The organism is Kluyvera cryocrescens NBRC 102467 (genome assembly GCF_001571285.1).
GTDB classification, from domain to species: Bacteria; Pseudomonadota; Gammaproteobacteria; order Enterobacterales; family Enterobacteriaceae; genus Kluyvera; species Kluyvera cryocrescens.
On record NZ_BCTM01000012.1, the window covers coordinates 119,142 to 143,396 of the forward strand.

The 24,255-nt window shown below is 55.9% G+C and carries 22 protein-coding genes and 1 pseudogene; 8 read left to right on the forward strand and 15 right to left on the reverse strand.

What is annotated here, in order from left to right; translation table 11 throughout:
* Positions 1-1,719, reverse strand: a complete 1,719-nt coding sequence (ftsY, locus tag KCR01S_RS10155) for a signal recognition particle-docking protein FtsY (protein ID WP_061282597.1) — start codon at positions 1,717-1,719, stop codon at positions 1-3.
* A gap of 179 nt (positions 1,720-1,898) precedes the next feature.
* Between ftsY and rsmD the strand changes: the two genes are divergently transcribed.
* Positions 1,899-2,495 carry a 16S rRNA (guanine(966)-N(2))-methyltransferase gene (gene rsmD / locus KCR01S_RS10160; RefSeq protein ID WP_061282598.1) on the forward strand — a complete coding sequence of 199 codons (597 nt, stop codon included), beginning with the start codon at positions 1,899-1,901 and terminating at the stop codon, positions 2,493-2,495.
* Positions 2,485-2,766 carry a DUF1145 family protein gene (locus KCR01S_RS10165; RefSeq protein ID WP_061282599.1) on the forward strand — a complete coding sequence of 94 codons (282 nt, stop codon included), beginning with the start codon at positions 2,485-2,487 and terminating at the stop codon, positions 2,764-2,766. The genes rsmD and KCR01S_RS10165 overlap by 11 nt, the downstream gene beginning before the upstream one ends.
* 37 nt (positions 2,767-2,803) lie before the next feature.
* On the opposite strand, the gene KCR01S_RS10170 is transcribed toward KCR01S_RS10165, so the two are convergent.
* A complete protein-coding gene (locus tag KCR01S_RS10170; protein ID WP_061282600.1) occupies positions 2,804-3,160 on the reverse strand; it encodes a DUF2500 domain-containing protein in 357 nt (118 codons plus the stop codon).
* A gap of 140 nt (positions 3,161-3,300) precedes the next feature.
* On the opposite strand from KCR01S_RS10170, the gene KCR01S_RS10175 reads away from it, so the two are divergent.
* Positions 3,301-3,927 (forward strand): lysoplasmalogenase, encoded by a 627-nt coding sequence (locus tag KCR01S_RS10175; protein ID WP_061282601.1) that lies wholly within the window; start codon positions 3,301-3,303, stop codon positions 3,925-3,927.
* 78 nt (positions 3,928-4,005) lie between these two features.
* A complete protein-coding gene (gene zntA / locus KCR01S_RS10180) occupies positions 4,006-6,216 on the forward strand; it encodes a Zn(II)/Cd(II)/Pb(II) translocating P-type ATPase ZntA (protein WP_061282602.1) in 2,211 nt (736 codons plus the stop codon).
* 111 nt (positions 6,217-6,327) lie between these two features.
* On the opposite strand, the gene KCR01S_RS10185 is transcribed toward zntA, so the two are convergent.
* Positions 6,328-8,229, reverse strand: coding sequence for a bifunctional metallophosphatase/5'-nucleotidase (locus tag KCR01S_RS10185; protein ID WP_061282603.1), 1,902 nt, complete (start codon positions 8,227-8,229; stop codon positions 6,328-6,330).
* Between the two features lie 226 nt (positions 8,230-8,455).
* Positions 8,456-8,701 carry a sulfurtransferase TusA gene (gene tusA, locus KCR01S_RS10190; RefSeq protein ID WP_061282604.1) on the reverse strand — a complete coding sequence of 82 codons (246 nt, stop codon included), beginning with the start codon at positions 8,699-8,701 and terminating at the stop codon, positions 8,456-8,458.
* 181 nt (positions 8,702-8,882) lie between these two features.
* On the opposite strand from tusA, the gene KCR01S_RS10195 reads away from it, so the two are divergent.
* Together KCR01S_RS10195 and KCR01S_RS10200 are read left to right on the forward strand one after the other, a co-directional pair.
* On the forward strand, positions 8,883-9,548 hold the full coding sequence (locus KCR01S_RS10195) for a 7-cyano-7-deazaguanine/7-aminomethyl-7-deazaguanine transporter (protein WP_061282605.1): 666 nt from the start codon (positions 8,883-8,885) through the stop codon (positions 9,546-9,548).
* 73 nt (positions 9,549-9,621) lie between these two features.
* Positions 9,622-10,179, forward strand: a complete 558-nt coding sequence (locus tag KCR01S_RS10200; RefSeq protein ID WP_061282606.1) for a DcrB family lipoprotein — start codon at positions 9,622-9,624, stop codon at positions 10,177-10,179.
* 1 nt (position 10,180) lies between these two features.
* Here the strand turns inward: KCR01S_RS10200 and KCR01S_RS10205 are convergent.
* From KCR01S_RS10205 to KCR01S_RS10245, 9 genes and pseudogenes are all read right to left on the reverse strand, one after another.
* Positions 10,181-11,403: pseudogene (locus tag KCR01S_RS10205) on the reverse strand (MFS transporter).
* Positions 11,404-11,595: 192 nt separating this feature from the next.
* On the reverse strand, positions 11,596-11,985 hold the full coding sequence (arnF, locus tag KCR01S_RS10210; RefSeq protein ID WP_061282608.1) for a 4-amino-4-deoxy-L-arabinose-phosphoundecaprenol flippase subunit ArnF: 390 nt from the start codon (positions 11,983-11,985) through the stop codon (positions 11,596-11,598).
* The gene (arnE, locus tag KCR01S_RS10215) at positions 11,985-12,323 is read right to left on the reverse strand and encodes a 4-amino-4-deoxy-L-arabinose-phosphoundecaprenol flippase subunit ArnE (protein WP_061282609.1); all 339 of its coding nucleotides are present in this window, start codon (positions 12,321-12,323) and stop codon (positions 11,985-11,987) included. The genes arnF and arnE overlap by 1 nt, the downstream gene beginning before the upstream one ends.
* The gene (arnT, locus tag KCR01S_RS10220; RefSeq protein WP_061282610.1) at positions 12,320-13,975 is read right to left on the reverse strand and encodes a lipid IV(A) 4-amino-4-deoxy-L-arabinosyltransferase; all 1,656 of its coding nucleotides are present in this window, start codon (positions 13,973-13,975) and stop codon (positions 12,320-12,322) included. The genes arnE and arnT overlap by 4 nt, the downstream gene beginning before the upstream one ends.
* Entirely contained in the window at positions 13,972-14,874 is a 903-nt protein-coding gene (gene arnD / locus KCR01S_RS10225) for a 4-deoxy-4-formamido-L-arabinose-phosphoundecaprenol deformylase (protein WP_061282611.1), read from the reverse strand. Before arnD ends, arnT begins: the two co-directional genes overlap by 4 nt.
* Complete coding sequence (arnA, locus tag KCR01S_RS10230; protein WP_061282612.1) at positions 14,871-16,856, reverse strand: bifunctional UDP-4-amino-4-deoxy-L-arabinose formyltransferase/UDP-glucuronic acid oxidase ArnA; 1,986 nt, start codon at positions 16,854-16,856, stop codon at positions 14,871-14,873. Before arnA ends, arnD begins: the two co-directional genes overlap by 4 nt.
* Entirely contained in the window at positions 16,856-17,836 is a 981-nt protein-coding gene (gene arnC / locus KCR01S_RS10235) for an undecaprenyl-phosphate 4-deoxy-4-formamido-L-arabinose transferase (RefSeq protein ID WP_061282613.1), read from the reverse strand. The genes arnA and arnC overlap by 1 nt, the downstream gene beginning before the upstream one ends.
* Before the next feature lies 1 nt (position 17,837).
* Positions 17,838-18,977, reverse strand: coding sequence for a UDP-4-amino-4-deoxy-L-arabinose aminotransferase (gene arnB, locus KCR01S_RS10240; protein ID WP_061282614.1), 1,140 nt, complete (start codon positions 18,975-18,977; stop codon positions 17,838-17,840).
* A 382-nt stretch (positions 18,978-19,359) separates the two neighbouring features.
* Positions 19,360-19,869 (reverse strand): phenolic acid decarboxylase, encoded by a 510-nt coding sequence (locus KCR01S_RS10245; protein ID WP_061282615.1) that lies wholly within the window; start codon positions 19,867-19,869, stop codon positions 19,360-19,362.
* A gap of 96 nt (positions 19,870-19,965) precedes the next feature.
* Here KCR01S_RS10245 and KCR01S_RS10250 point away from each other — a divergent pair, with 96 nt between their 5' ends.
* Positions 19,966-20,832, forward strand: coding sequence for a LysR family transcriptional regulator (locus KCR01S_RS10250; RefSeq protein ID WP_061282616.1), 867 nt, complete (start codon positions 19,966-19,968; stop codon positions 20,830-20,832).
* A 5-nt stretch (positions 20,833-20,837) separates the two neighbouring features.
* Here the strand turns inward: KCR01S_RS10250 and KCR01S_RS10255 are convergent, their stop codons facing one another.
* Positions 20,838-22,028 (reverse strand): BaiN/RdsA family NAD(P)/FAD-dependent oxidoreductase, encoded by a 1,191-nt coding sequence (locus KCR01S_RS10255; protein WP_061282617.1) that lies wholly within the window; start codon positions 22,026-22,028, stop codon positions 20,838-20,840.
* A gap of 230 nt (positions 22,029-22,258) precedes the next feature.
* On the opposite strand from KCR01S_RS10255, the gene pitA reads away from it, so the two are divergent.
* Complete coding sequence (gene pitA / locus KCR01S_RS10260) at positions 22,259-23,746, forward strand: inorganic phosphate transporter PitA (protein WP_061282618.1); 1,488 nt, start codon at positions 22,259-22,261, stop codon at positions 23,744-23,746.
* Positions 23,747-23,796: 50 nt separating this feature from the next.
* Here pitA and uspB read toward each other — a convergent pair whose 3' ends face one another.
* On the reverse strand, positions 23,797-24,132 hold the full coding sequence (gene uspB, locus KCR01S_RS10265; RefSeq protein ID WP_052282906.1) for a universal stress protein UspB: 336 nt from the start codon (positions 24,130-24,132) through the stop codon (positions 23,797-23,799).
* Positions 24,133-24,255: the final 123 nt, after the last annotated feature.

The following is a 24,255-nucleotide window of genomic DNA, read 5'->3' on the forward strand; positions in this document are numbered from 1 at the left end:
TTAATCCTCTCGGGCAAAAAGTGCCTCTATAAAATCGCCCGCTTTAAACGGACGTAAGTCCTCAATACGTTCGCCGACGCCGATGTAACGAATCGGAATGCCGAACTGATCTGCCACGGAGAATATCACCCCGCCTTTCGCAGTTCCGTCGAGTTTAGTCAGCGTGATGCCGGTCAGGCCCACCGCTTCATGGAACAGTTTGGCCTGGCTGATAGCATTTTGCCCGGTACTGGCGTCAATCGTCAGCATCACTTCATGCGGTGCATCAACGTCAAGCTTCTTCATCACGCGGACAATTTTCTTCAGCTCTTCCATCAGGTGCGACTTGTTCTGCAAGCGCCCAGCGGTATCGGCAATCAGCACATCCACATTACGCGCCTTAGCGGCTTGAATCGCATCGAAAATCACCGATGCAGAATCGGCGCCGGTATGCTGCGCAATCACCGGAATATTGTTGCGCTCGCCCCAGACCTGAAGCTGTTCAACCGCCGCCGCACGGAAGGTGTCACCCGCCGCCAGCATCACCGTTTTGCCCTGCTGTTCGAACTGACGCGCCAGCTTACCGATGGTGGTGGTTTTCCCCACACCGTTGACGCCGACCATCAGAATCACGAACGGGGTTTTGCCTTCAATATTAAGCGGTTCATCCACTTTTGCGAGAATTTCGCCCATTTCATCTTTCAGCAGGCCGTACAGCGCTTCCGCATCTTTAAGCTGTTTACGGCTGGCCGTTTCGGTCAGGCTGGCAATGATCTTACGGGTGGTATCCACGCCGACGTCGGCAATCAGCAGCTGCTCTTCCAGCTCTTCAAACAGATCATCGTCGATTTTCTTGCCGCGGAACAGACTGATAAATCCGGAACCGAGGTTTTCTTTGGTTTTTAACAGGCTGCGTTTCAGACGCGCGAAGAAACCTTCTTTGGTCGGTTTTTCCTGTTCCTGCGCCGCCGCGGGCTCTTCATCCCCCGCCTGTTCTTCTGCTTCTTCAACTGCCGCTTCATCTTGTGGATCGGCGGCCAGCGCCAGCGCTTCCAGCTCTTCGTCAGTCAGTTCAGCATCTTCGGCATCGGCTTCTTCGGTCGCAACGGTTTCAACATCAGTCGCAATCACCTCAACGACCGGCAGATCTTCAACGCGTTCCGGCACAGTGTCTTCGACAACCGGCGTTTCTTCAGGGGCCGCTGGCGCGTTGTCTTCAACGACCGGCAGTTCTTCCACCAATACAGGGGCAATCTCTTCGACAGCCGGCGCTTCTTCTACCGCGGCAGGTGCGTTTTCTTCCACCACCGGCAGATCTTCTACCCGGACAGGCTCTTCGACGCTCGGCGTTTCGGCAACGGCGGCCGGCGCGTTGTCCTCAACCACCGGCAGCTCTTCCACCTGCACCGGTGCAGACTCTTCGGCGACCAGAGGTTCTTCAACGGCAGGTGCAGCGTCTTCAGCAAGCGCGTGCGATTTTTCGCTTTCCGCTACCTGCTCAGTGACATCAACCACATCAGCGGCGAAAACTTCACTTTCTTCAAGCGTATGCGCGTCAGCATTCTTTTCAGCAGCAACGTCTGCAATAGCAGGCGTTTCGGCGACCGTTTCAGGCTCAACCGCCGACGTTTCTACCGCCGCCTGTTCTTCAATTTTTTCTTCTGATTCAACAACCTGATCCTGTTCTTTTTGACCAAAGCCCAGCCAGGAAAAAAACCCGCGTTTTTTTTCTTTTGCCATTTGCAACCACACTCCCCGCTGATAATTGATGGCGCCACTTCGCCACAATCGACGCGAAGGCTGAAATAATGATGAAATTAGTCGCTTAGTCTACCACTTAACTTCCCTGGCTTCACCGCTTTCACCCGGCAGAGCAGATCGCTAGAATAGCAGGCTGAAAGAGCGATCAGAGCGAACAAATGAAAAAACCAACCTCCGGCGGCAGTGGTCAGATCCGCATTATTGGCGGACAGTGGCGCGGCCGAAAACTTCCTGTCCCCGACAGCCCAGGTCTTAGACCCACCACCGACCGCGTGCGTGAAACCCTTTTTAACTGGCTGGCGCCGTCCATGGTAGACGCCCGCTGTCTGGACTGTTTTGCCGGCAGCGGCGCATTAGGACTGGAAGCACTCTCCCGCTATGCCGCCAGCACGACGCTGCTGGAGATGGAGCGCCACGTTGCTCAACAGCTGCAAAAAAACCTCGCCACGCTAAAAGCCGAACACGGTAAAGTGGTGAACACCAACACCCTGACCTACCTTAACCAAAGCGGCACGCCGCACGATGTCGTGTTTGTCGATCCGCCATTCCGTAAAGGGCTGCTGGAAGAGACGCTAAACCTGCTGGAAGTGAACGGCTGGCTGGCGGATAGCGCGCTGATCTACGTCGAAAGCGAAGTGGAAAACGGTATGCCGCCGGTCCCCGCCGATTGGGAATTACACCGGGAGAAAATCGCCGGTCAGGTTGCTTATCGCCTCTATCATCGTGAAGTGCAGGGAGAAAAGGATGCTGATTAATCTGGGTCGTTTGTTGATGCTGTGCGTATGGGCATTTCTGGTGCTGAACGTCATTCAGCCGTTCCCGCGCCCGCTGAATATTTTCGTCAACGTTGCGCTGATTTTTATGGTGTTAATGCACGGGATGCAAATGGCGCTGCTGCAATCCACAATGCCAAAGGATGGGCCGCAAATGACGTTTGGCGAGAAGGTGCGTATCTTCCTTTTCGGCGTGTTTGAACTGCTGGTATGGCAAAAGAAAACGGCTGCCAGCCTGAAAAAGAAGAAATAATCCCTCCGGCCTGGTGGCAACAACAGGCCGGTATTCTCTATTCCGCCTTAAAATCGACAAAGCGCGAGCCTTTATAGCTCAACGTCCCTTTATCCCCGACGGTCAGTTGATGATACTGTGCCGCTTCCACGCGGAAACTCACCTCTAGCCCGCCCTGTTCCGGCTTAAAGCTCACGTCATAGCGCATCTCGCTGCCCGCGGGTGCCACGGTCTGTTGACGCGAGCGGCGATCGTTGAGCACTTTTTCCCGTTTGTTGCTGACCACCACTCGCTTTTGCAGCAGCGGTGCTGCGTCGTTATCCATCTTTTCCCGGCGCTGCTGGACGTAGCGGAACGAAGCGGCAATGACGATGGCCGCCACCACAACGATAAAAAACAGAGGCATCTTGCTCATTTCAGGTTCTCATAAGAATTTACGCAAATCAGAGTAAACGACGCAGTCAGTCATTGTCATCCAACCATCCCCACTACTACACTGGACATTCAGGACTGGCAATACCGTACCTATTAAGATAACAGATACAGGGACTTAATATGCTTTGGTCGTTTATCGCAGTTTTCTTTACCGGGTGGCTCTACGTTGATGCTGCCTATCGTGGCCCAACCTGGCAGCGCTGGGCATTCAAACCTATCACCCTCATTTTACTGCTGTTTCTCGCCTGGCAGGCGCCAATGTTTAACGCCATCAGCTATCTGGTGCTGGCGGGTCTGTGTGCCGCGCTGGTCGGCGATGCGCTAACGCTCCTGCCGCGCCAGCGCATGCTCTACGCGGTGGGGGCCTTTTTCCTCTCGCACCTGCTTTATACCATCTGGTTTGCCGGCCAGCTGACCTTCACCTTCTTCTGGCCACTGCCGGTGATATTACTGGTGATCGGTGCGCTGCTGCTAGTCACAATCTGGACAAGGCTGGAAGAGATGCGCCTGCCGGTGCTGGCGTTTATCGGTATGACGCTGGTGATGGTTTGGGTGGCGGGCGAGCTGTGGTTCCTGCGCCCAACCGACACCGCGCTGTCTGGCTTCTTCGGTGCCGCGCTGCTGCTGTTGGGCAATATCGTCTGGCTGGTGAGCCAGTACCGTGGCCGCTTCCGCGCGGATACCGCCATTTACGCCGCCTGCTACTTTGCCGGACACTTCTTTATCGTTCGCGCACTTTATTTGTAATTTCTCGCTTGACTCTGGAGTCGACTCCAGAGTGTATGCTGCGCTTAATGAAACAACGATCATTAACCGGAGGATACGATGTCGACTCCAGAGACGCATGACAAAAAAGCCCCGCAGTTCTCCTCATTCAAGCTGGCTCCTGTCCCACAGGTGCAGGACGATTGCTGCTGCGACAGCCAATGTGCCACCGCGCAGGAGCCGGTAGAAAGCGCGCTGGATGCACGCTACAGCTGGGTGGTTAACGGTATGGACTGCGCCGCGTGCGCCCGCAAAGTGGAAACCGCCGCGCGCCAGGTCACGGGTGTGAAGCAAGCCAAAGTGCTGTTCGCCACGGAAAAACTGCTGGTTGATGCCGATGAAGACGTCCGCGCACAGATCGAAAAAGCGGTCAGCGCCGCGGGCTATACCCTGCGCAGCGAGGACGCTCCCGCACCGGCAGTAAAAACCTCCCGCCTGCGGGAAAACCTGCCGCTGATTGCGCTTATCGTCATGATGGCCATCAGTTGGGGGCTGGAGCAGTTCAACCATCCGCTCGGCAATTTAGCCTTTATCGCCACCACCCTTGTCGGGTTGTTCCCGATTGCTCGCCAGTCGCTGCGCCTGATTAAGAGCGGTAGCTGGTTTGCTATCGAAACGCTGATGAGCGTCGCGGCAATTGGCGCGTTGTTTATCGGTGCAACGGCAGAAGCGGCGATGGTACTGCTGCTGTTTTTAATCGGCGAACGGCTCGAAGGTTGGGCCGCCAACCGCGCGCGTCAGGGCGTGAGCGCGCTGATGGCGCTCAAACCGGATACCGCCGTGCGGGTGCGAGATGGCCAGCGTGAGACCGTGGCGCAGAAAGATTTACAGCCCGGTGATGTCATTGAGGTGGCTGCCGGAGGACGTCTCCCGGCCGACGGTAAGCTGATCACTCCGTTTGCCAGCTTTGATGAAAGTGCCTTAACCGGGGAGTCGATTCCGGTTGAGCGCAGCGCGGGTGAAAGCGTGCCGGCGGGCGCCACCAGCGCCGACCGCCTGGTACAGCTCAGCGTGATTTCCAAACCCGGCGACAGCGCCATTGACCGTATTCTGCGCCTGATCGAAGAGGCCGAAGAGCGCCGCGCGCCGATCGAACGTTTTATCGACCGTTTCAGTCGGATCTACACGCCGGTCATCATGGCGATTGCGCTGCTGGTTGCGCTTGTCCCGCCGCTGCTGCTCTCAGCCTCATGGGAAGAGTGGATTTACAAAGGGCTAACCCTGCTGCTGATTGGTTGCCCATGTGCGCTAGTGATCTCCACGCCGGCAGCCATTACTTCCGGCCTGGCGACCGCCGCGCGCCACGGTGCGCTGATTAAAGGCGGCGCCGCGCTGGAACAATTAGGTCGCATCACTCAGATGGCCTTTGATAAAACCGGCACCCTGACGCTGGGGAAACCGCAGGTCACAGCGGTTATCCCTACGGCGGATGTTGATGAAGCGACGCTGCTGGCGATGGCCGCCGCCGTCGAGCAGGGTTCCACTCATCCGCTGGCCCAGGCGGTGGTGCGCGAAGCCCAGCAGCGCAACCTCACCATTGCGCCAGCACTGGCTCAGCGCACGCTGGTCGGTTCGGGGATCGAGGCAGAAGTTAACGGCCAACGTATCGTTATTTGCGCGGCGGGCAAGTTCCCCGCCGAGGCGCAGCAGACGCAGATTGAGCAGCTAGAAAGCCAGGGTAACACGGTGGTGCTGGTAACCCGCGACGATACGCTGCTGGGGATTCTGGCGCTGCGCGATACGGTACGCCAGGAAGCACGCCAGGCGGTTGAAGGCCTGCGCGAATTGGGCATTCAGGGCGTGATTCTGACCGGTGATAACCCGCGCGCCGCGGCAGCGATAGCCGATGAACTCGGCATGGCGTACCGCGCTAACCTGCTGCCAGCGGATAAGGTCAAAGAGGTCACCGCGCTTAACGCCAGGGGGCCGCTGGCGATGGTCGGCGACGGCATCAACGATGCGCCGGCAATGAAAGCGGCTGCGATGGGGATTGCGATGGGCAGCGGCACCGACGTGGCGCTGGAAACCGCCGATGCGGCGCTGACCCACAACCGATTAACCGGGCTGGTACAGATGATTCGTCTGGCGCGCACCACCCATGCCAACGTGCGGCAAAACATCACCATCGCCCTGGGGCTAAAAGGGATTTTCCTTATCACAACCCTGCTGGGAATGACCGGGCTGTGGCTGGCCGTGCTGGCCGATACGGGGGCTACGGTGCTGGTGACGCTCAATGCGCTGCGTCTGCTGCGAGGGAAATTTACCGCTTAATGGTGAGCGAGTCAGGCCTACACATGACGTAAAACGTGCAGGCCGGGTAAGCACACCCGTCGACACCAACACCGTGCCGGGCGTTCAATCTGAGCGCCCGGCACGTCGATATCATCCAGGCTGATTTATCGCATCAAGCACCACCAGTTGATCGCTGATGAATTTCTTCGCCGCTGGAGAGCTTGCCGCCGCCAGCTCCGCCTGCAATGCCACCTGTTTCTGCTGCTTTGCCTGCGGATCGCTAAACAGTAATGCCTTCACATTGAAGGATGCAACGTTGCTGTAGCGCCCATCTTCGCTGGTTGGGACGCTAATTTTTCCCTCATTGAGCAGCGTTTCGACGATTTTACGCTCACGGTCATAACCCTGTAGACCGACCAACTGCCAGCGCTGCTCCGTCACGCCCTGATATTGCCCCTTTTTCACTTCGCTCAGATAACGGATCGTCAGATTGCGTATCGTACCGGCCTCTTCGCCATACTCTGCTTTGCTGTCAGAGAGCACCGGGAACTGCATACCTTCCAGCGCGCCGCCTTTTTGCGTCAGATGGCCCATGCGATAGCTATTCATCCCGAGGCGAATCGGCGTGCTGTCCGTTACCGGCGTGCCGTCGGCCATTTTCAGATCCTGAATACGCTGCCCGGCCGGCTGGCGCAGATCGATTTTGTAGGTCACCCCGTCGAAGAAATCATTGGTGGAGTATTTTGAGGCCCGACGCTGCGGATTAAAACTGTAGGTCACGTCGCCGTCATGGAGCTGATTGAAGTAACCCGCAGACCACTCCATGTATTTCTTCAGCTCTTTGCCCGTCAATTGATACACGGTGATTTCACCCCCCGCATACTGGTAGTTGAAGGCAATATCTTTCGCCGTGATGGTGCCGACGTTTAATTTAGGACGATCGTTATCAATTTGCAGCGCAATCACCTGCGCCTTCGGCGCATAGTGGCGGCTGGCTTCCTGATACAGCTTGCTGATGCCTGTATCCTGAACATGCACCTGCGGAATGCCCTTCACCGCATCCGGTGGCACCAGATCCTGACCACTCAACTGGGCAATCGGGCGATTGGCATTGGCGCGCAAAATCTTGTGATACGGCTGATACACCTCTTCCAGCTTCTTATCAGAAGCCATGCCCTTGATGGTATAGGTGTAGCTGTCTTTATTGATCAGCACATACTTACCGTTGTGCTGTTCGAACTGCAGATCGATGCGCGACAGCGCGCGACCATATTTGTCCGGCTCGGTGACAATCACGCCATTAATCACCTCTTTGTCGACCTTCACGTGCATGTGCCCGGCAACGATAGCCGCCAGTTCAGGATTCGCGCGCGCGATATCGCCTACGCCTGTACCCGGGCGCTGGTTTTCGTTATCGATCCCCATATGCGCCACCAGCACAATGGCGTCGACCTGCCCCTGGAGCTGCTGGATAGTCTTTTTCACCGCGTCAACCGGGTCAGTAAAGTTCAGCCCTTTCACCCGGTCGGTGCCTTTAGCGAACTCGGCGGTCATCGGGGTATCCATACCGATAATGCCAATTTTCACGCCCTGACGTTCAATGATTTTAGATGCCGGGAGATACGGTTTTCCGCTGTCCCATAGAATATTGCCGGCCAGCGCCGTGCCCTTAAACTGGTTCAGCGAGGTCGACAGTGATTTCAGGCCGAAGTCGAATTCGTGGTTGCCCATCACCCAAACGTCATAGTCCAGCGCGTTAAATCCGAGGATCATCGGGCTGGTTTTGTCGTGCTTGAAGGTCTCGACAAAGTTGCCCTGAATGGTATCGCCTGCGTCGACCAGAATGACGTTAGGCTGTTCACTGCGCACTTTGCGCACCTGGGTAGCAATCTGGCTCAGGCTACCCGCCAGATTTTCGGTGTCCGTTGAATAGTCCCACGGCACAAAAGTACCATGAAGATCGGAGGTGCCGAGGATAGTGATATTGACGGGGTCAGCCATCGCCGCAGAGGTACTTAAGCCAAGTAAAAGCGCAAGAATCGATTTTTTCATTTTTATTTGATGTGCCGGAAGGGAAACAAGGGGAAATTATGCGATTCACATCAATAAATTGGCTAGCGGCTTTACAGGATAGACATTGAAACTGAGAGGCAGCTCAAGATTAGCCCTACGAATGCTCTCGTGAAGGGAGCTGAGAATGGCCGCGCCTATCAAACAAATAAAATCAATGCGTTATGATAAGCATGCTCATTAATAGAGGCGCAGCCGCCATTCGTCATTAGTGACTTTTACGTAACAGGTATTGATACGGCAGCGACTCGGTCTGCTCGGCAATCAACTCATGTTCCATAAAACGGCAAAAACCGGGAATATCGCGCGTGGTGGCGGGATCGTCGGCAATAATCAGCAGCGTTTCACCCACCGGCATCGTACGCACGGTTTTACGCACCATCATTACCGGCTCCGGGCAGCGGAGGCCCTGCGCATCTAAGGTGTGGTCGGGGCTGGAGAACAAATCGGTCATTATCATCTCGTCATGTGAAAAAACGGCATTAGTTTACGCCGACCCACTCGCAACGCAACAAGGTTAACGATTGCGTGAAAAACAACCATTGCAATGAAATGCGAAAGCAGTATCATTCCGCCCCTGCAATAGGTTTGCAGATTATTGGGTTCCCTCACCCCAACCACTAAAAAGGTACAATATGACTCCCTTTACCTCCATTCAGCGCCAACATGCGCTGGTTTGGCTATCGCTATTTCACCTGTTGGTGATCACCTCCAGTAACTATCTGGTGCAGCTGCCGGTGTCGGTTTTCGGCTTCCACACCACCTGGGGCGCGTTTAGCTTTCCGTTTATCTTCCTGGCTACTGACCTCACCGTGCGCATTTTTGGCGCACCGCTGGCGCGGCGCATCGTCTTTGCGGTGATGATCCCAGCGCTGATGATCTCCTACGTTATTTCTTCTCTGTTTTATATGGGGGAATGGCAGGGCTTCGGCGCGCTGGCGCACTTCAACCTGTTTGTCGCGCGTATCGCCGCGGCCAGCTTTATGGCCTACGCTTTGGGGCAGATCCTCGACGTCCACGTCTTTAACCGCCTGCGGAAGAGCCGACACTGGTGGCTGGCACCGACGGCTTCCACGCTGTTCGGCAATATCAGCGACACGCTGGCATTCTTCTTCATCGCTTTCTGGCGCAGCACCGATCCTTTCATGGCTGCACACTGGGTGGAGATCGCTCTGGTGGACTACACCTTCAAAGTGCTGATTAGCATTGTGTTCTTCTTGCCGATGTATGGCGTGTTGTTGAACTTACTGATGAAGAAGCTGGCAGATAAATCCGATTTATCCGCAGCACAGCCCGGTTAAGAGTTCATGACATTGGTTGTGATAAGATAGCAGAATGAGCCGTTAGTGGCTGTTTATCGAAAGGAAGAAGTCAATGCGCAAATTGGTGAAATATGTTGGTATTGGCCTGCTGGTTGTGGGTCTTGCTGCCTGTGACAACAGCGATACCAGCACCCCTGCACAGGGTTCTGCTGCCGCAAGTGACACCGCCGGTCAGGCTATCAGCCTGCTAGACGGTAAACTCAGCTTCACGTTACCGGCCGGGATGACCGACCAGAGCGGTAAGCTCGGCACGCAAAGCAACAACATGCACGTTTATTCCGATGCCACCGGCCAGAAAGCGATCATCGTCATCGTGGGCGACGGCACCAATGAAGATTTGGCCGTGCTGACCAAGCGTCTGGAAGAGCAGCAGCGCAACCGCGACCCGCAGCTGCAGGTTGTGACCAACAAAGCCATCGACGTGAAGGGTCATTCCCTACAGCAGCTCGATAGCATCATTTCTGCCAAAGGGCAGACCGCATACTCTTCCGTGGTGCTGGGTAAAGTCGACGGCAAACTGCTGACTCTGCAGGTGACGCTGCCAGCGGACAACCAGCAGCAGGCGCAGACCGACGCGGAAAAAATCATTAATACTCTGGTCATCAACTAAGCTAGCCTGATGACCCAACGGCCTCTGGCGTGATTACGCTTGAGGCCGTTTTTTTAACCGCCATCCCAACAGCAGCGCCAGCGTCACCAGCCCCGCGGCCGCAAGATAAATCGTCGATACCCCCATCCACGCCATCATCAGCCCAGCCAGCGGCCCAGTGATCCCTAGCGACAAATCCATAAACACGGTATAGGTGGCCAGCGCAGCGCCCTGGTTTTGCTGTGGCACCGCTTTTACCGCCACCACGCCCAGCGCCGGGAAGACCAGTGAAAAACCGGCCCCGGCCAGGAACGTCCCAACTTTGGCCATCAGCGGAGTCGCCGCGATGCCCACCAGCAGCAGGCCCAACACTTCAACGGCGAAACAGATCATCGCCACGTTCAGGCCGCCAAGACGATTAATACCATTGGGGAACAGCAGTCGGGTACCGACAAAGGCGCAGCTAAACAGCGTGAGGGCAAAGGCCGCACCGTCCCAGCCCTTGGCATCGTAAAACAGGGTGATAAAGGTGGCGATAACGCCAAACCCGGCCGATGCCAGGGCCAGTGCCATTCCGTAGGGCCAGACGCGGCCCAATACGGCGCGAAACGACATCGGTTTACCTTTGCTGGCTTTCACCTCCGCACGCGGCAGCGCCGCCAGAATCGCCACCGCAGCGACCGCCATAATCGCCAGCGCCAATCCTTGCAAGCCGATGTAACGGTAGCAAAGCACGCCCAGCGGCGCGCCCATCGCCATCGCACCGTAGGTGACGATACCGTTCCAGGAGATCACCCGGCCAATATGGGGAGCACCGACCACGCCAACGCCCCACAGGGTCGAGCCGGTTCCGGCAAAGCTTTGTCCAATCCCCAGGATCACCCGCCCGACGCACAGCAGCACAAGGCTCACCAGCGGCCAGCCGCTGCCAAACGAGGCCAATAAATACCCCAACCCGCTGAGAAAGCAGCCGCATAAGCCAAAGACGACGATTTTTTTCGGCCCGAGCTGGTCGGCGTAGCGTCCGGCATGCGGGCGGCTGAGCAGAGTGGCGAAATACTGTAGGCTAATCACCAGCCCCGCCCAAAAGGCGCTAAATCCCATAACATCATGGACATAGCCTGGCAGCACCGCCAGCGGCAGGCCAATGGTCAGATAGCTGGCGAAGTTGAAGATAACGACGGAGACAATACGCAGATTGAGGCGCAAGCCGCTAAGCTGCACCTCTGCGTCGGCCGCTGGCATAGATAATCCCTTATATACTCGTCATACTTCAAGTTGCATGTGCGTTGGCCGCGTTCGTTCACCCGAATCACTTACTCGAGTAAGCTCATCGGGATTTTCTCTATTGCCGCCTTCCTGCAACTCGAATTATTTTGTGTATAAACAAAACCAAAAGGGCATTATTGCATATTTTGTCGCCGGGTCGAGACCGCGCTAGGCGGAGGAGGAAGGTTTGTTCGGCCAGAAAATGGTGATCACCCCTGCCACAATCACCACGACGCCCAACAGTCCGCGCCAGGAGAACGGTTCATGCCAGCCGGGAAGCCAAATGGCGGCCAGCCACACCACCATATAGCTCAGGCTCAATAACGCATAGGCCTTCGCCAGCGGCAGGCGCTTAAGGGCAAAGAACCAGCAGGCCATCGATGCCACGTAGCCGGAAAGCCCCAGCAGCAGCGCGAGTGTGCCATCGCCAACGTGCAGCAAATGCTGCAGCAATAACCACGGCTCATCCGCCGATGGCAGCGTGGTCATCGCCGTTCGTAGCGTCAACTGAGCGGCGCTCACCAGCGCCACGCTCATTAATGCCCACAATAGTCCCATCAGACGCTACTCCCCACGAGCATGATGCCAATGATAATCAGCGCCACACCCGCCCAGTGACGGCGGCTTACCGGTTCACGCCAAATGATTCGCGCCGCCAGCGTGACCCAAACAAAGTTCAGGCTCAGCATCGGGTAGGCCACGCTGACCGGGATCTGCTGCAACACCAGCAGCCACAGCAGCATTCCCAGCCCAAGCAGCGCCAGCGCTAACCCGAGCCAGGTGAGCAGGTGACGGCCACGCTTCCCTTGCGGCGCGGGGCGCGTCGCCTGCTTTTGACATAGCTGCCCCGCGCAGCTCAATAGGCTGGCGAGCAGCAGACAGCCCCAGACAATCATTGCGGGCGATACTGAATAAAGACGGTGCGGTCCATCATGTACACCTCATCAGGTTTCGGCAGCGGCAGATCCGCCAACTTCACGTTGCGCGACAGCAGCAGCACTAGCGAGATAGGGCCTTCCTGGCGGTGCGCCGCCAGCCACTGCGGGAACTCATCACTGTCAACAAAGCGGCCCTTAGCATCAGGATACGAGAGCCCGTATTTCAGCTCTCCCTGCTGACCATACAGCATCACATCGCTGCGTTTAAGCTCCCAGGCAAGCCCTGCCGCAACGCCGACGCTGTTACTCAATACGTAGCGACTTGGCGTCAGCGACTCGTTAACTATATCCACCAGAAATTGCGGTTGCTTACTGTCGGTCACACGGTCAGGTATCGCCAAACCGACCAGCAGCGCCAACCCAATCGGACAGAGCGCGGCCAGCGTCCAGCGCTGGGTTCCCGGTTTTATCGACAGCCAGCCCATCAGCGCCCAGACAAAAAAAGCCACCGCCGCCAGCACGCATTTATACAGCTCAATTTTCATCCACACCGGGTGCTTCATCGGCCCCCACGGCGAGACGACCCACACCGCCACCAGCCCCACAACGCCGAACGCGATGTTGATAAGGCCGTTTACCCGCAGCGCTTTCGCGCCCGTTTTTGCGGCCTCCACCGCATAGCGGGCCATCAGCATCGCCAGCGGTGCAAAGCACGGCAGAATGTAGGTTGGCAGCTTGCCTTTGGCGATACTAAAGAACAGGAACGGCATGACAACCCAGCCCAACAGATACCACGCCCCGCCCTGTCCTTCACGCTCACGCCAGCCGCGCCTCAAGGCGCCCGGCAGCAGCGCCAGCCACGGTAAACTCCCGGCAATCAGGAACGGAATGTAGTACCAGAACGGGGCTTTATGTTGCGCATCGCTCTGGGCAAAACGTTGGATATGTTCCACCCAAAAGAAATAGCGCCAGAAATCGCCTTCACGTTCAGCAATCGCCAGCCCCCACGGCAGCACCGTGAGCACGCAAACCAGCACCGACAGCCAGCCCCAGACCAGCACTTCCCGCCAGCGTTTTTGCGCAATCACCCACGGCAGCACGCCAATCACCGGCACCGCCAGCGCGAGGAAACCTTTGGTCATCACCCCCATCCCGCAGGCAACGCCGAGCAGCACGTAGCCCCAGAATCGCTGACCGGTTGTTTCAGCCGACGCCGCCAGCCAGAAGCTGGCCATCGCCATGGTCATCCACAGGGTGATCATCGGGTCGAGTACCGCGTAGGTGCCAATCCCATAAACCAGAAATGCGGTTAAAAAAATCACGCCGGAGAGCAGCGCTACCTTGCGGTCACGCCAGATTTTCCACGCCAGCCAGACCACCAGCAGCGCAGAAACGGTAATCGAGAACACCACGCCAAAGCGAACGGCAAAATTGTTATGACCAAATAACCATTGGCCAATGCTGTTGATCCAGTAACCGGCAATCGGCTTTTCAAAATAGCGTAGCCCCAGGAAGTGAGGCACGATCCAGTCGCCGGTTGCCAGCATTTCACGGCTTATCTCCGCATAGCGAGTCTCATCCGGCTGCCACAGCAGCCGAAAATTGAGCGGAACCAGGTAATACAGCACGAACAATGCAACTAACGAAATTCCATAGCGAAGGGATTTCATACATCGGGGCTCAAAAGTTGTTGGCAACCTAGCCAGCCTTCACGGCCGGCCATCTCTCCACGTACCACTTTACCAACCGGTAGCTGACTAAAGTCATCCGGCAGCAGTTGGCTTAGTGGGCAAAAATGAATTTCCTGCTGACTAGCCAGCGTCAACAAATGGTCGAATTGCTCGGCGCAAACGCCGCCTTCCACCTCAGCATGAATGGTATAAACCGGCGTCCCGGTATCGAGACGGATTTTCTCCAGCAGCCAGCGGTTAAAGCCTTCTGCGCTCACTACCGTTCCTACCGCTTCATCCCAGGTCGGCAGCGTCACGGGAATTTGCACCGTGGCAAAATCACCGTTATTCAGCTGTGGGCGAAACGGCTGCGTGCCGCGACAATCGCTATTGTAATGAAAATCAAACGACTCTTTGGCCTTCACCACCCGCTGATCGGCGCGCCAGCCGGCTACTGCAGAGCAGGAGACCGGGCGCCCAAGAATGGCTTCCAACTCGTGCAGGCCGCGGCCGATTTCATCGATCAACTGCTGTTCCTTCCATACGCCGCTCCACTGCTGCCAGCGATGGTGATCCCAGGCGTGAAGGCCAACTTCATGTCCCTGCGCCACGCTGCGGATAATCTCCGCGTTCGCTGCGCCAATGCGCCGCCCGGGCCAGGCGGTCCCGGCGAGCAGAATATCCCAGCCATACAGCGAAGCTGCGCGCGAGCGCAGCATCTTCCACAAGAACTTCGGTTTTACCAGGCGCCACAGATGACGCCCCATGTTATCCGGCCCGACGCTGAAGAAAAAACTGGCCTGGATACGGTGCTTTTTCAGCACCGCCATCAGCCGGGGAACGCCTTCGCGCGTACCGCGAAAAGTATCCACATCAACGCGCAAACCTACTTTTTTCATGATGGTTTTTCGTCCGTCAGTTCCACCGTCCGCAGGAAGAAGTCCAGCGTCTCTTCAACCGTCTGCTGCATCTCAACGGTAGGCTGCCAGTCGAGACAGCGTTTCGCGTTGCGGATGCTCGGCTTACGGTGTTCAACGTCCTGATAACCCTTACCATAATAGTCGCTGCTTTCCACTTCGCGGAAGCCGGCAAACGGTGGGAAACGGTCGCGCAGAGGATGACGCTCGAAGCAGTCCAGCAGCATTTCCGCCAGCTCTTTGATGCTCGCTTCGTTGTCCGGGTTACCGATGTTGATAATCTGCCCGTCGCAGCGACCATCTTTGTTCTCAATGATGCGGAACAGCGCTTCAATACCGTCGCTAATATCGGTGAAGCAGCGTTTCTGTTTACCGCCTTCAATCAGCTTAATCGGCGAACCTTCAACCAGATTCAGGATCAGCTGGGTAATCGCACGTGAACTGCCGATACGCGCAGCGTTCAGGTTATCAAGGCGTGGCCCCATCCAGTTAAACGGACGGAACAGCGTAAACTTGAGACCGGTTTTGTCACCGTAGGCCCAGATCACGCGATCCAACAACTGCTTGGACACCGAGTAGATCCAGCGCTGTTTGTTGATGGGCCCCACCACCAGATTGGAGGTGTCTTCGTCAAAGTTGGCATCGGTACACATGCCGTACACTTCTGAAGTCGATGGGAAGATGATGCGTTTGTTGTACTTCACGCAGTCGCGAATAATCTTCAGGTTCTCTTCGAAATCCAGCTCGAACACGCGCAGCGGGTTACGGGTGTACTCAATCGGCGTGGCGATCGCCACCAGTGGCAGCACCACGTCACATTTTTTGATGTGATACTCAATCCACTCGGAGTGGATGCTGATATCGCCTTCCACAAAGTGGAAACGCGGACAGTCAAGGAAACGGCTAATGGCATCGGAGCCAATATCCAGGCCATAAATCTCGTAGCTATCATCCTGCAATAGGCGCTCGGTCAGATGATTACCGATAAAACCGTTAACCCCGAGGATCAAGACGCGAGTGCGGCGTTTCACGGCGGTAAACGGACGGCTGGAGAGCAGCGCGCCAGCAACCAGGCCCATCGCCGGTGCCAGCTGTGCGCCCTGCATGTACACGCCGTTAGCGCTCTGGCCGGTCACGATTTCCAGCGCCCCTTCGCCACAGGCGACAACCAGCGGCGCGACGGAAAGCACGGTGCCCGGTTTTGCCGCCGGCAGATCGGTACGCACACGGGATTTCCAGACGATGAATTTGCTGGTTCCCACAAAGCCAAACGCACCCGGCCACGGATCGCTAACCGCACGAACCAGATTATGCAGCGTCTGCGCGGGTTTTTCCCACTCCAGACGCCCGTCTTCCGGGGTGCGACGGCCCACATAGGTGGCCTGCGCATCATCCTGCGCACGTTCCTCGGTTTGGCCGCTGCGGATTTTCGGCAGCGCATCGCCCAGCAGCATCTGGGAGGCAGAACACAGCTTACGGTGCAGCGACAGCGCGACATCGGAATCAGCAATTGCAACAGGCTGTTGAGCCACGATATCCCCGGCGTCAGCGCGGGAAATCATGCGGTGCAGCGTCACACCCGTTTCACTCTCACCGTTGACCAGTACCCAATTCAGCGGCGCCCGCCCACGATACTTCGGCAGCAGAGAACCGTGCAGGTTGAATGCGCCTTTTGGCGCAAGCTGTAGAATCTCGTCGCACAGCAGGTTGCGATAGTAGAAGGAGAAAATCACGTCCGGCGACATGCCGCGAATACGGTCAACCCACAGCGGGTGATTAACATCTTCCGGAGCATAAACGGTAATCCCCTGCTCGGCCGCCAGACGGGCAACGGAGCCGAAGAAGTTATTTTCACCCGCGTTATCCGGGTGAGTGAAGATCGCCTCGATGTCGTACCCGGCGTCCAGCAGTGCCTGAATACCAGTGCAACCCATGTCGTGATAGGCAAATACAACAGCTTTCATTACTGATTTTCCTCTTCAGACACCAGGCTTTCCTGGCGTACAACACGTTGAATAAAGTAACGGGGACGGGCACGCACATCGTTGTAGATACGGCCGATATATTCCCCAAGCAGCCCCATACCAATGAACTGGGCGCCGATGAACATGAACAAAATGGCAAAGAGCATGAACACGCCGTCGCCCGCCCACTCCGCACCGAGTACCAGACGCAGCACCACCAGCAGGATCGAGAAGGCAAAACCGAGGGCGGCGATAATACTGCCGACCACGCTCAACAGACGTAGCGGCGTGGTGGTCAAACAGGTCACCAGGTCGTACATCAGGTTAATCAGGCGCATAAAACTGTATTTGGAGTCGCCAAACTCGCGCTCGGCGTGATGCACCGGGATCTCCACGGCGCGGCGGGCGAAGGTATTCGCCAGAATCGGAATAAAGGTGCTGCGCTCATGGCAGTTGAGCATCGCGTCAATAATATGGCGACGATAGGCGCGCAGCATGCAGCCGTAATCGCCCATCGCTTTACCGGTGGTCCGCTGGATCAGGCGGTTAATCATTTTCGATGCAGTCTTACGGAACACGCTGTCCTGGCGGTTTTGCCGTACAGTACCGACCACGTCATAGCCTTCGTTTGCTTTCTCAACCAGCCGCGGAATTTCTTCCGGCGGGTTTTGCAGATCGGCATCAAGGGTGATAATCAGATCGCCGGTCACATGGCTGAACCCGGCCATAATTGCCGAGTGCTGGCCGTAGTTACGGTTGAGCAGCACCGCCACCACGTGGCTATCCGGCGCTTCGGCGGCCGCAACCAGCATCTGCGCCGAGTCATCGGCGCTACCGTCGTCGACCAGCAGAATTTCATATTCACAGTCTAACAAGCTGCACGCCGCATCGGTGCGGCGGATCAGCTCCGGCAGGCTTTCCTGCTCGTTGTATACCGGGATCACCACGGAGACTTTTTTAACCTTCGGGTATTCAAACATTTCAACGTCCTGCCAATTGATGGAGCGCCGTCATCACGCGGGTGACATCGTCATCGGTCATATCGGGGAACAAGGGGAGCGAACAAATACGCGCGCTGTTCCATTCGGTATTGGGTAACGACAGCTCCGGGAAGCGCTCGCGGTAATACTTTTGCGTATGTGCGGCGCGAAAATGCAGCCCCGTACCAATCCCTTTCGCCTTCAGTTGTTCCATCAGCGCATCGCGGCTGATGCCGCAGCGCTGCTCATCAACGCGGATTATGAACAGATGCCAGGCGTGCAGATGCGCCCAGCCCGGAACGGCCAGCGGCTGGAACGGGGTATCGGCCAGTTCCTGGGTATAGCGCGTCGCGATTTCGCTGCGGCGCTGGTTGGCCTGACCCAGTTTGCCCAGCTGTACCAATGCCAGCGCAGCGTTGATATCCGCCAGGTTGTACTTGAATCCCGGGCTGATAACTTCCGCCTGTGGGGCGCGCCCGTGCGTCTGGCGGTCATAGGCATCCACGCCCAGGCCGTGGAATTTCAGACTGCGAATACGGTTCGCTAGCTGTTCATCGTCGGTGACAATCAGTCCGCCTTCGGCGCTGGTCATATTTTTGATGGCGTGGAAAGAGAAAATCGCCGTCCCCTGCCAGCCAACGTGACGATTCTTGTAGTAGGTGCCGGCAGCGTGAGCGGCATCTTCGATCATCGGGATACCGTGGCGTTCGGCGACGGCGCGAATGCCGTCGATATCCGCTGGCGCGCCAGCATAGTGCACCGGGATAATCGCTTTCGTGCGCGGAGTGATCGCCGCTTCAACGGCCTCAGGGGTGATCATCAGGTTGTCAGGATCCACGTCGATCATCACCGGCGTCGCCCCCAGCAGGACGATCATATTGAGGGTGGAAACCCAGGTTTGGGATGGCGTGATCACTTCATCGCCGGGGCCAATCCCCATCGCCATCAGCGTCACGTGCATCCCACCGGTGGCCGAGCTCACGGCGATAGCAAAACGGTTGCCGGTTAAGGCACAGAACGCCTCTTCCAGCGCCTGATTCTTCGGCCCGGTGGTGATCCAACCGGATTGCAGCACCTCTTTGAGCGCCGCAAACTCCGCCTCACCCATAGAAGGGCGGGAAAACGGCAGAAAGTCACTCATGAATGTTCCTTACCCTATTACTCAAATGAGCACGCCTGAATGGTGAATAAACTTAACGATAGTTGTTTTGTTAAAATCAGGGGTGAATAGACATGATATTTAAGCCAGCAACATTCGATGGCGATTAAAGTATCAGTGTTATCTTAGGATAAGATTAAGAAAGGTGGAGGGGTTGAGACAATAAATGAGGAATAAACAAATTTAATTGTTTATCAATTAATTACATTCTTTATGCAATGAAAATAAAGCGCCCAGCTTACATGCTAACTGAGCGCAAAATCACATTATTCAACGCAGTCTAAACAGATATTTTATTTAATGAGTAAATTAACCTTCGTTGCATATTAGTGTAATAAATAATGCATGTAGCCGCACTTAACAATTAATGCAAATTAGCGGGAAAATCTTTGGGTAATTCACTGGCGGCACAGTTGATCACGTTATCGTTATTGGCACCGCAGTCACGCACGAAGGTAATTGTCGCAAATTCATCAATCACTTCTGTCGGATAGGCAGGCCCCGCATCACGATAGGCGTTCATCAGCGGAATATGCTCATTCTGGAAACACACCGTTTTCTCTGGGTTATTCATCACCCAACGCGGGAAGAAGATCGTACCGTGGAACAGTTTGTCGCCCAGATTGACGATCAGGCTCACGTCGGTCCCAGTCGGTTCGGTCCAGGAAATTTTGTAGACGCTTTCGCCAACGCGCACGATGTACGCCTGCTGATCTTTCACCCAGCGATTAGCCACGATGCCGCTGTGAATACGGTAGTCCAGAGTGCTGTCGTTTTTGACGTAAATTTCGTAGTTCCAGCCGTTGTCATAGGTATAGACCAGATGTTTACCCACAAAACCGCTCAAATCATGTTTATCAAAGTTGCTCATAATGAAATCTCCTTGTGTCGATGCAGAGATCTTATTGCTTTAAAAAGCGAATGAATAACGCTATGTTTTAATGAAATTCATCTAATTTTTGAATCAATCATGCACAAAACGACCCTGGAACAATGGGCGCTGCTGGAAAAAGTGGTGGAGCTGGGTAGCTTTGCCAAAGCTGCAGAGCAGACAAACCGCAGCCAATCGTCGGTCAGCTATAACCTCGCCTTGCTGCAAGAACGGCTGGGCGTTGCGCTGCTGGTTCCGGAAGGCCGGCGGGCCGTATTAACCCCAGCGGGTGAGCTGCTGCTGGGCCAGGTGAAGCCGCTGCTCAAAGCCTTTAGTCGCGTTGAGACCCGCGCCGCTACCCTGCGTGAGGGGATGCGTACCCGGTTAGATCTGGTGGTCGACAGTATTTTCCCCCGCCAGCGGTTGTTTGCCATCCTGCGCCAGTTTCAGCAACGCTACCCGCAGACTCAGGTACGACTCACCGAAGTACTGGAGAATGCCAGTGGGAATGACGTCGCCCAGACCGAAGCCGATGTCATGGTATTGACGCGCCGTCAGGACATCACCGGGCGCGGGGAATGGCTTATGAATATTGATTTTGTCGCCGTGGCCCATCGCGACCACCCTTTATTCAGTCAGCCAGGGCCGCTCAACGATGAGCTGCTGCGCCCGTGGCCGCTGATTCGCATTGCCGAAAGCGACAGCGATCGTCAGGCAGGCCGCGATGCATGGACCTTCTCCACGATTGATGCTGCGATCGACGCGGTGATGTATCAGGTAGGTTATGGCTGGCTGCCGGAGGAGCGAATTCAGGCGGAGCTGGCGCAGGGGATATTAAAGCCCCTGCCGTTAAATCATGGATCCAGGCGCGCCACCCCGCTGCATCTGATCGTCAAACAGGATTTAGCCCCGCTCGACGAACAGGTCGAAATGCTGCTGGCGCTGTTTAGCCAGCAGGAGAGATAGCGCGTTTACTCGGCCAGCGCCTGCGCGCAGGCCCAGGCGCTCGACCACGCCCACTGGAAGTTGTAGCCACCAAGCCAGCCGGTCACGTCCATCACTTCACCGATAAAATACAGACCCCGCGCTTTCTTCGCTTCCATCGTGCGCGAGGAAAGCTCATTGGTATCAACGCCGCCGAGGGTGACTTCCGCCGTACGGTAGCCTTCGGTGCCATTTGGCTGCACGCGCCAGTTCGTCAGCGTATCGACCAGCGTTTGCTGCTCACGTACGTTGAGCTGTTTGAGCATGACGTCTGGGATTTGCCCAAGCTGCTGCAGGCACTCTACCAGACGTTTTGGCAGTTGCATCGCCAGGGTGTTTTTCAGGCTTTGATTTGGATGCTCAGCCCGCTGCACGTCGAGGAAGTCGGCAAGATCAACGTCGGGCAGCAGGTTAATGCTGACAAACTCCCCCGCCTGCCAATAGCTGGAAATTTGCAGCACTGCCGGGCCAGAAAGCCCGCGGTGGGTGAAAAGCAGGCTTTCGCGGAAAAGCGTGCCGTCCTCAGCGGTTATCGTTGACGGCACGGAGACGCCGGACAAAACCTGGAATTGTTCCAGCATCGGTTTATGCAACGTAAACGGCACCAGACCTGCGCGGGTTGGCAACACCTTCAGCCCGAATTGCTCTGCAATTTTATAACCGAATGGCGTCGCCCCCAGGCCCGGCATCGACAGGCCTCCGCTGGCAATAACCAGCTTATCTACGGCCACAACGTCACCGTTAAGCTGAAGGGTGTAGCCCGCATCATCCTGAGTCACGCTGAGGATTTCACTGCGCAGACGAGTGGTCACCTTCCCTTTTTCGCACTCGGCCACCAGCATCGTGACAATCTGTTCGGCGGAATCATCGCAGAACAGTTGGCCCAGCGTTTTTTCATGCCAGGCAATGCCGTGCTTACCGACCATGTCGATAAAGTCCCACTGGGTGTATCGCGCTAACGCAGATTTGCAAAAATGCGGGTTTTGGCTGAGATAGGCCGCGGGTTCGACATAAAGGTTAGTGAAATTGCAGCGTCCGCCTCCGGACATAAGGATTTTACGCCCCGGTTTTTTGCCGTTATCCAGCAGCAAAACACGACGTCCTGACTGCCCGGCCATGGCTGCACAAAACATTCCCGCCGCTCCGGCACCCACTACAATGGCATCAAACCTTTCCACGCACTATCCTCAACATAGGTATTGTCGGGAAGTGTAAATTTTTCATGGATGTCATACCAGTGAAATATCCACAAAGCCGACTTATCTGATTGATACAATGGAAATAATTATTTGCACTCGCTGACAAGGTGCGGATAATTATCAAAAAAAATAGAGATTTCACTTTGCCCGCGCTGCCAAAGTCCCTGATAATGCCGCGCGTTCATGTCCTCAAAATGGCGTAACGTCCTATGTTACATTTGTTCGCTGGCCTGGATTTACATACCGGGCTGTTGTTAGTTTTGGCACTTGTGTTCGTTCTATTCTATGAAGCCATTAACGGCTTCCATGATACGGCTAACGCAGTTGCTACCGTAATTTACACCCGCGCCATGCGCTCGCAGCTTGCGGTTGCTATGGCGGCAATCTTTAACTTCCTCGGCGTTCTGTTGGGCGGTCTGAGTGTAGCCTATGCCATTGTGCATATGTTGCCGACGGATCTTCTGCTCAATATGGGCTCCGCGCACGGCCTCGCCATGGTCTTTTCCATGCTGTTGGCTGCCATTATCTGGAACCTCGGCACCTGGTATTTCGGTCTGCCTGCGTCCAGTTCCCACACGCTGATCGGCGCTATCATCGGTATTGGTTTAACCAATGCGCTGATGACCGGCACGTCAGTGGTTGATGCACTCAACATCCCGAAAGTGATTAACATTTTCGCGTCGTTGATCATCTCGCCAATCGTGGGTCTGGTCGTCGCTGGCGGTCTGATTTTCCTGCTGCGTCGTTACTGGAGCGGTACCAAAAAACGCGCCCGTATCCACCTGACTCCTGCTGAACGTGAAAAGAAAGACGGTAAGAAAAAGCCGCCATTCTGGACCCGTATTGCACTGATCCTCTCGGCGATTGGCGTGGCATTCTCCCACGGCGCCAACGACGGTCAGAAAGGCATTGGTCTGGTTATGCTGGTGCTGATTGGAGTTGCACCGGCAGGTTTCGTGGTCAATATGAACGCTTCCGGTTACGAAATTACCCGTACCCGCGATGCGGTCAACAACGTTGAAACCTTCTTCCAGCAACGCCCTGAGCTGCTGCAAAAAGTGGCCGACAGCGCTGAGAAATTGACGCCGGAAGCGATGGCGGCGGTGGAGTTCCACTGTCACCCAGCGAATACCATCAACGCGCTCGACCGCACTAAAGCGATGCTGGCCAACATTGAAAGCTACGATAAGCTCTCCGTTGAACAGCGTGGCCAGCTGCGCCGCATTATGCTTTGCATCTCTGATACCACTGATAAAGTGGCGAAGATGCCGGAAGTGAATGTTGACGACCAGCGTCTGCTGAAAAAGCTGAAAACCGACATGCTGAGCACCATCGAGTACGCGCCAATCTGGATTATTATGGCCGTAGCATTGGCGTTAGGCGTGGGTACGATGATCGGCTGGCGTCGCGTCGCAACCACTATCGGTGAAAAAATCGGTAAGAAAGGCATGACCTACGCACAGGGTATGGCGGCACAGATGACCTCTGCAGTCTCCATCGGCCTGGCGAGCTATACCGGGATGCCGGTATCCACCACCCACGTACTGTCGTCCTCCGTGGCGGGTACCATGGTGGTTGACGGCGGTGGTCTGCAAAGAAAAACCGTGACCAACATCCTGATGGCTTGGGTATTCACATTACCGGCATCAATCCTGTTGTCCGGCGTGCTGTACTGGCTGTCCCTGAAGCTTATCTAAGCGTCAGGCGCAAAAAAAACGGGTCAGGAAACTGGCCCGTTTTTTTTTGCTCAGTGCCAAATCATCAGGCCAATCAAGCTAATCAACACCAGTCCGCAGAGGGAACTGGTTAAAATAAACTGCCGACGCACCCGCTCGCAGCGACGGATAAACTCGTCGTCATGATGATCGCGGTAGCGCTGTCCGTATATGTACCAGACCAGGCGCACCTGCTTGCCAGGCTGGCCGTGGGAGGTAAAGAAACCGCCACCATCAACGTACTGATAAAGCAAGGGATCGCAACCACGTAGTACAACCAATAATGCACGCAGTGATGAAAAATAACGTGCCATATTCACAACACAAACGATACACAGGGCCCAAAACAGCGCAATCGTGCTGATCATAACGCCTCCCCGGCGACCAGTTCCCAAAGACCTCTCCAGGAACATCCCGCTTCCCCATATCCAACCAACGGCTCAGTAAAAGAGTGCGATACCGATCACGTTTAAATATTCGATCGGCTCATT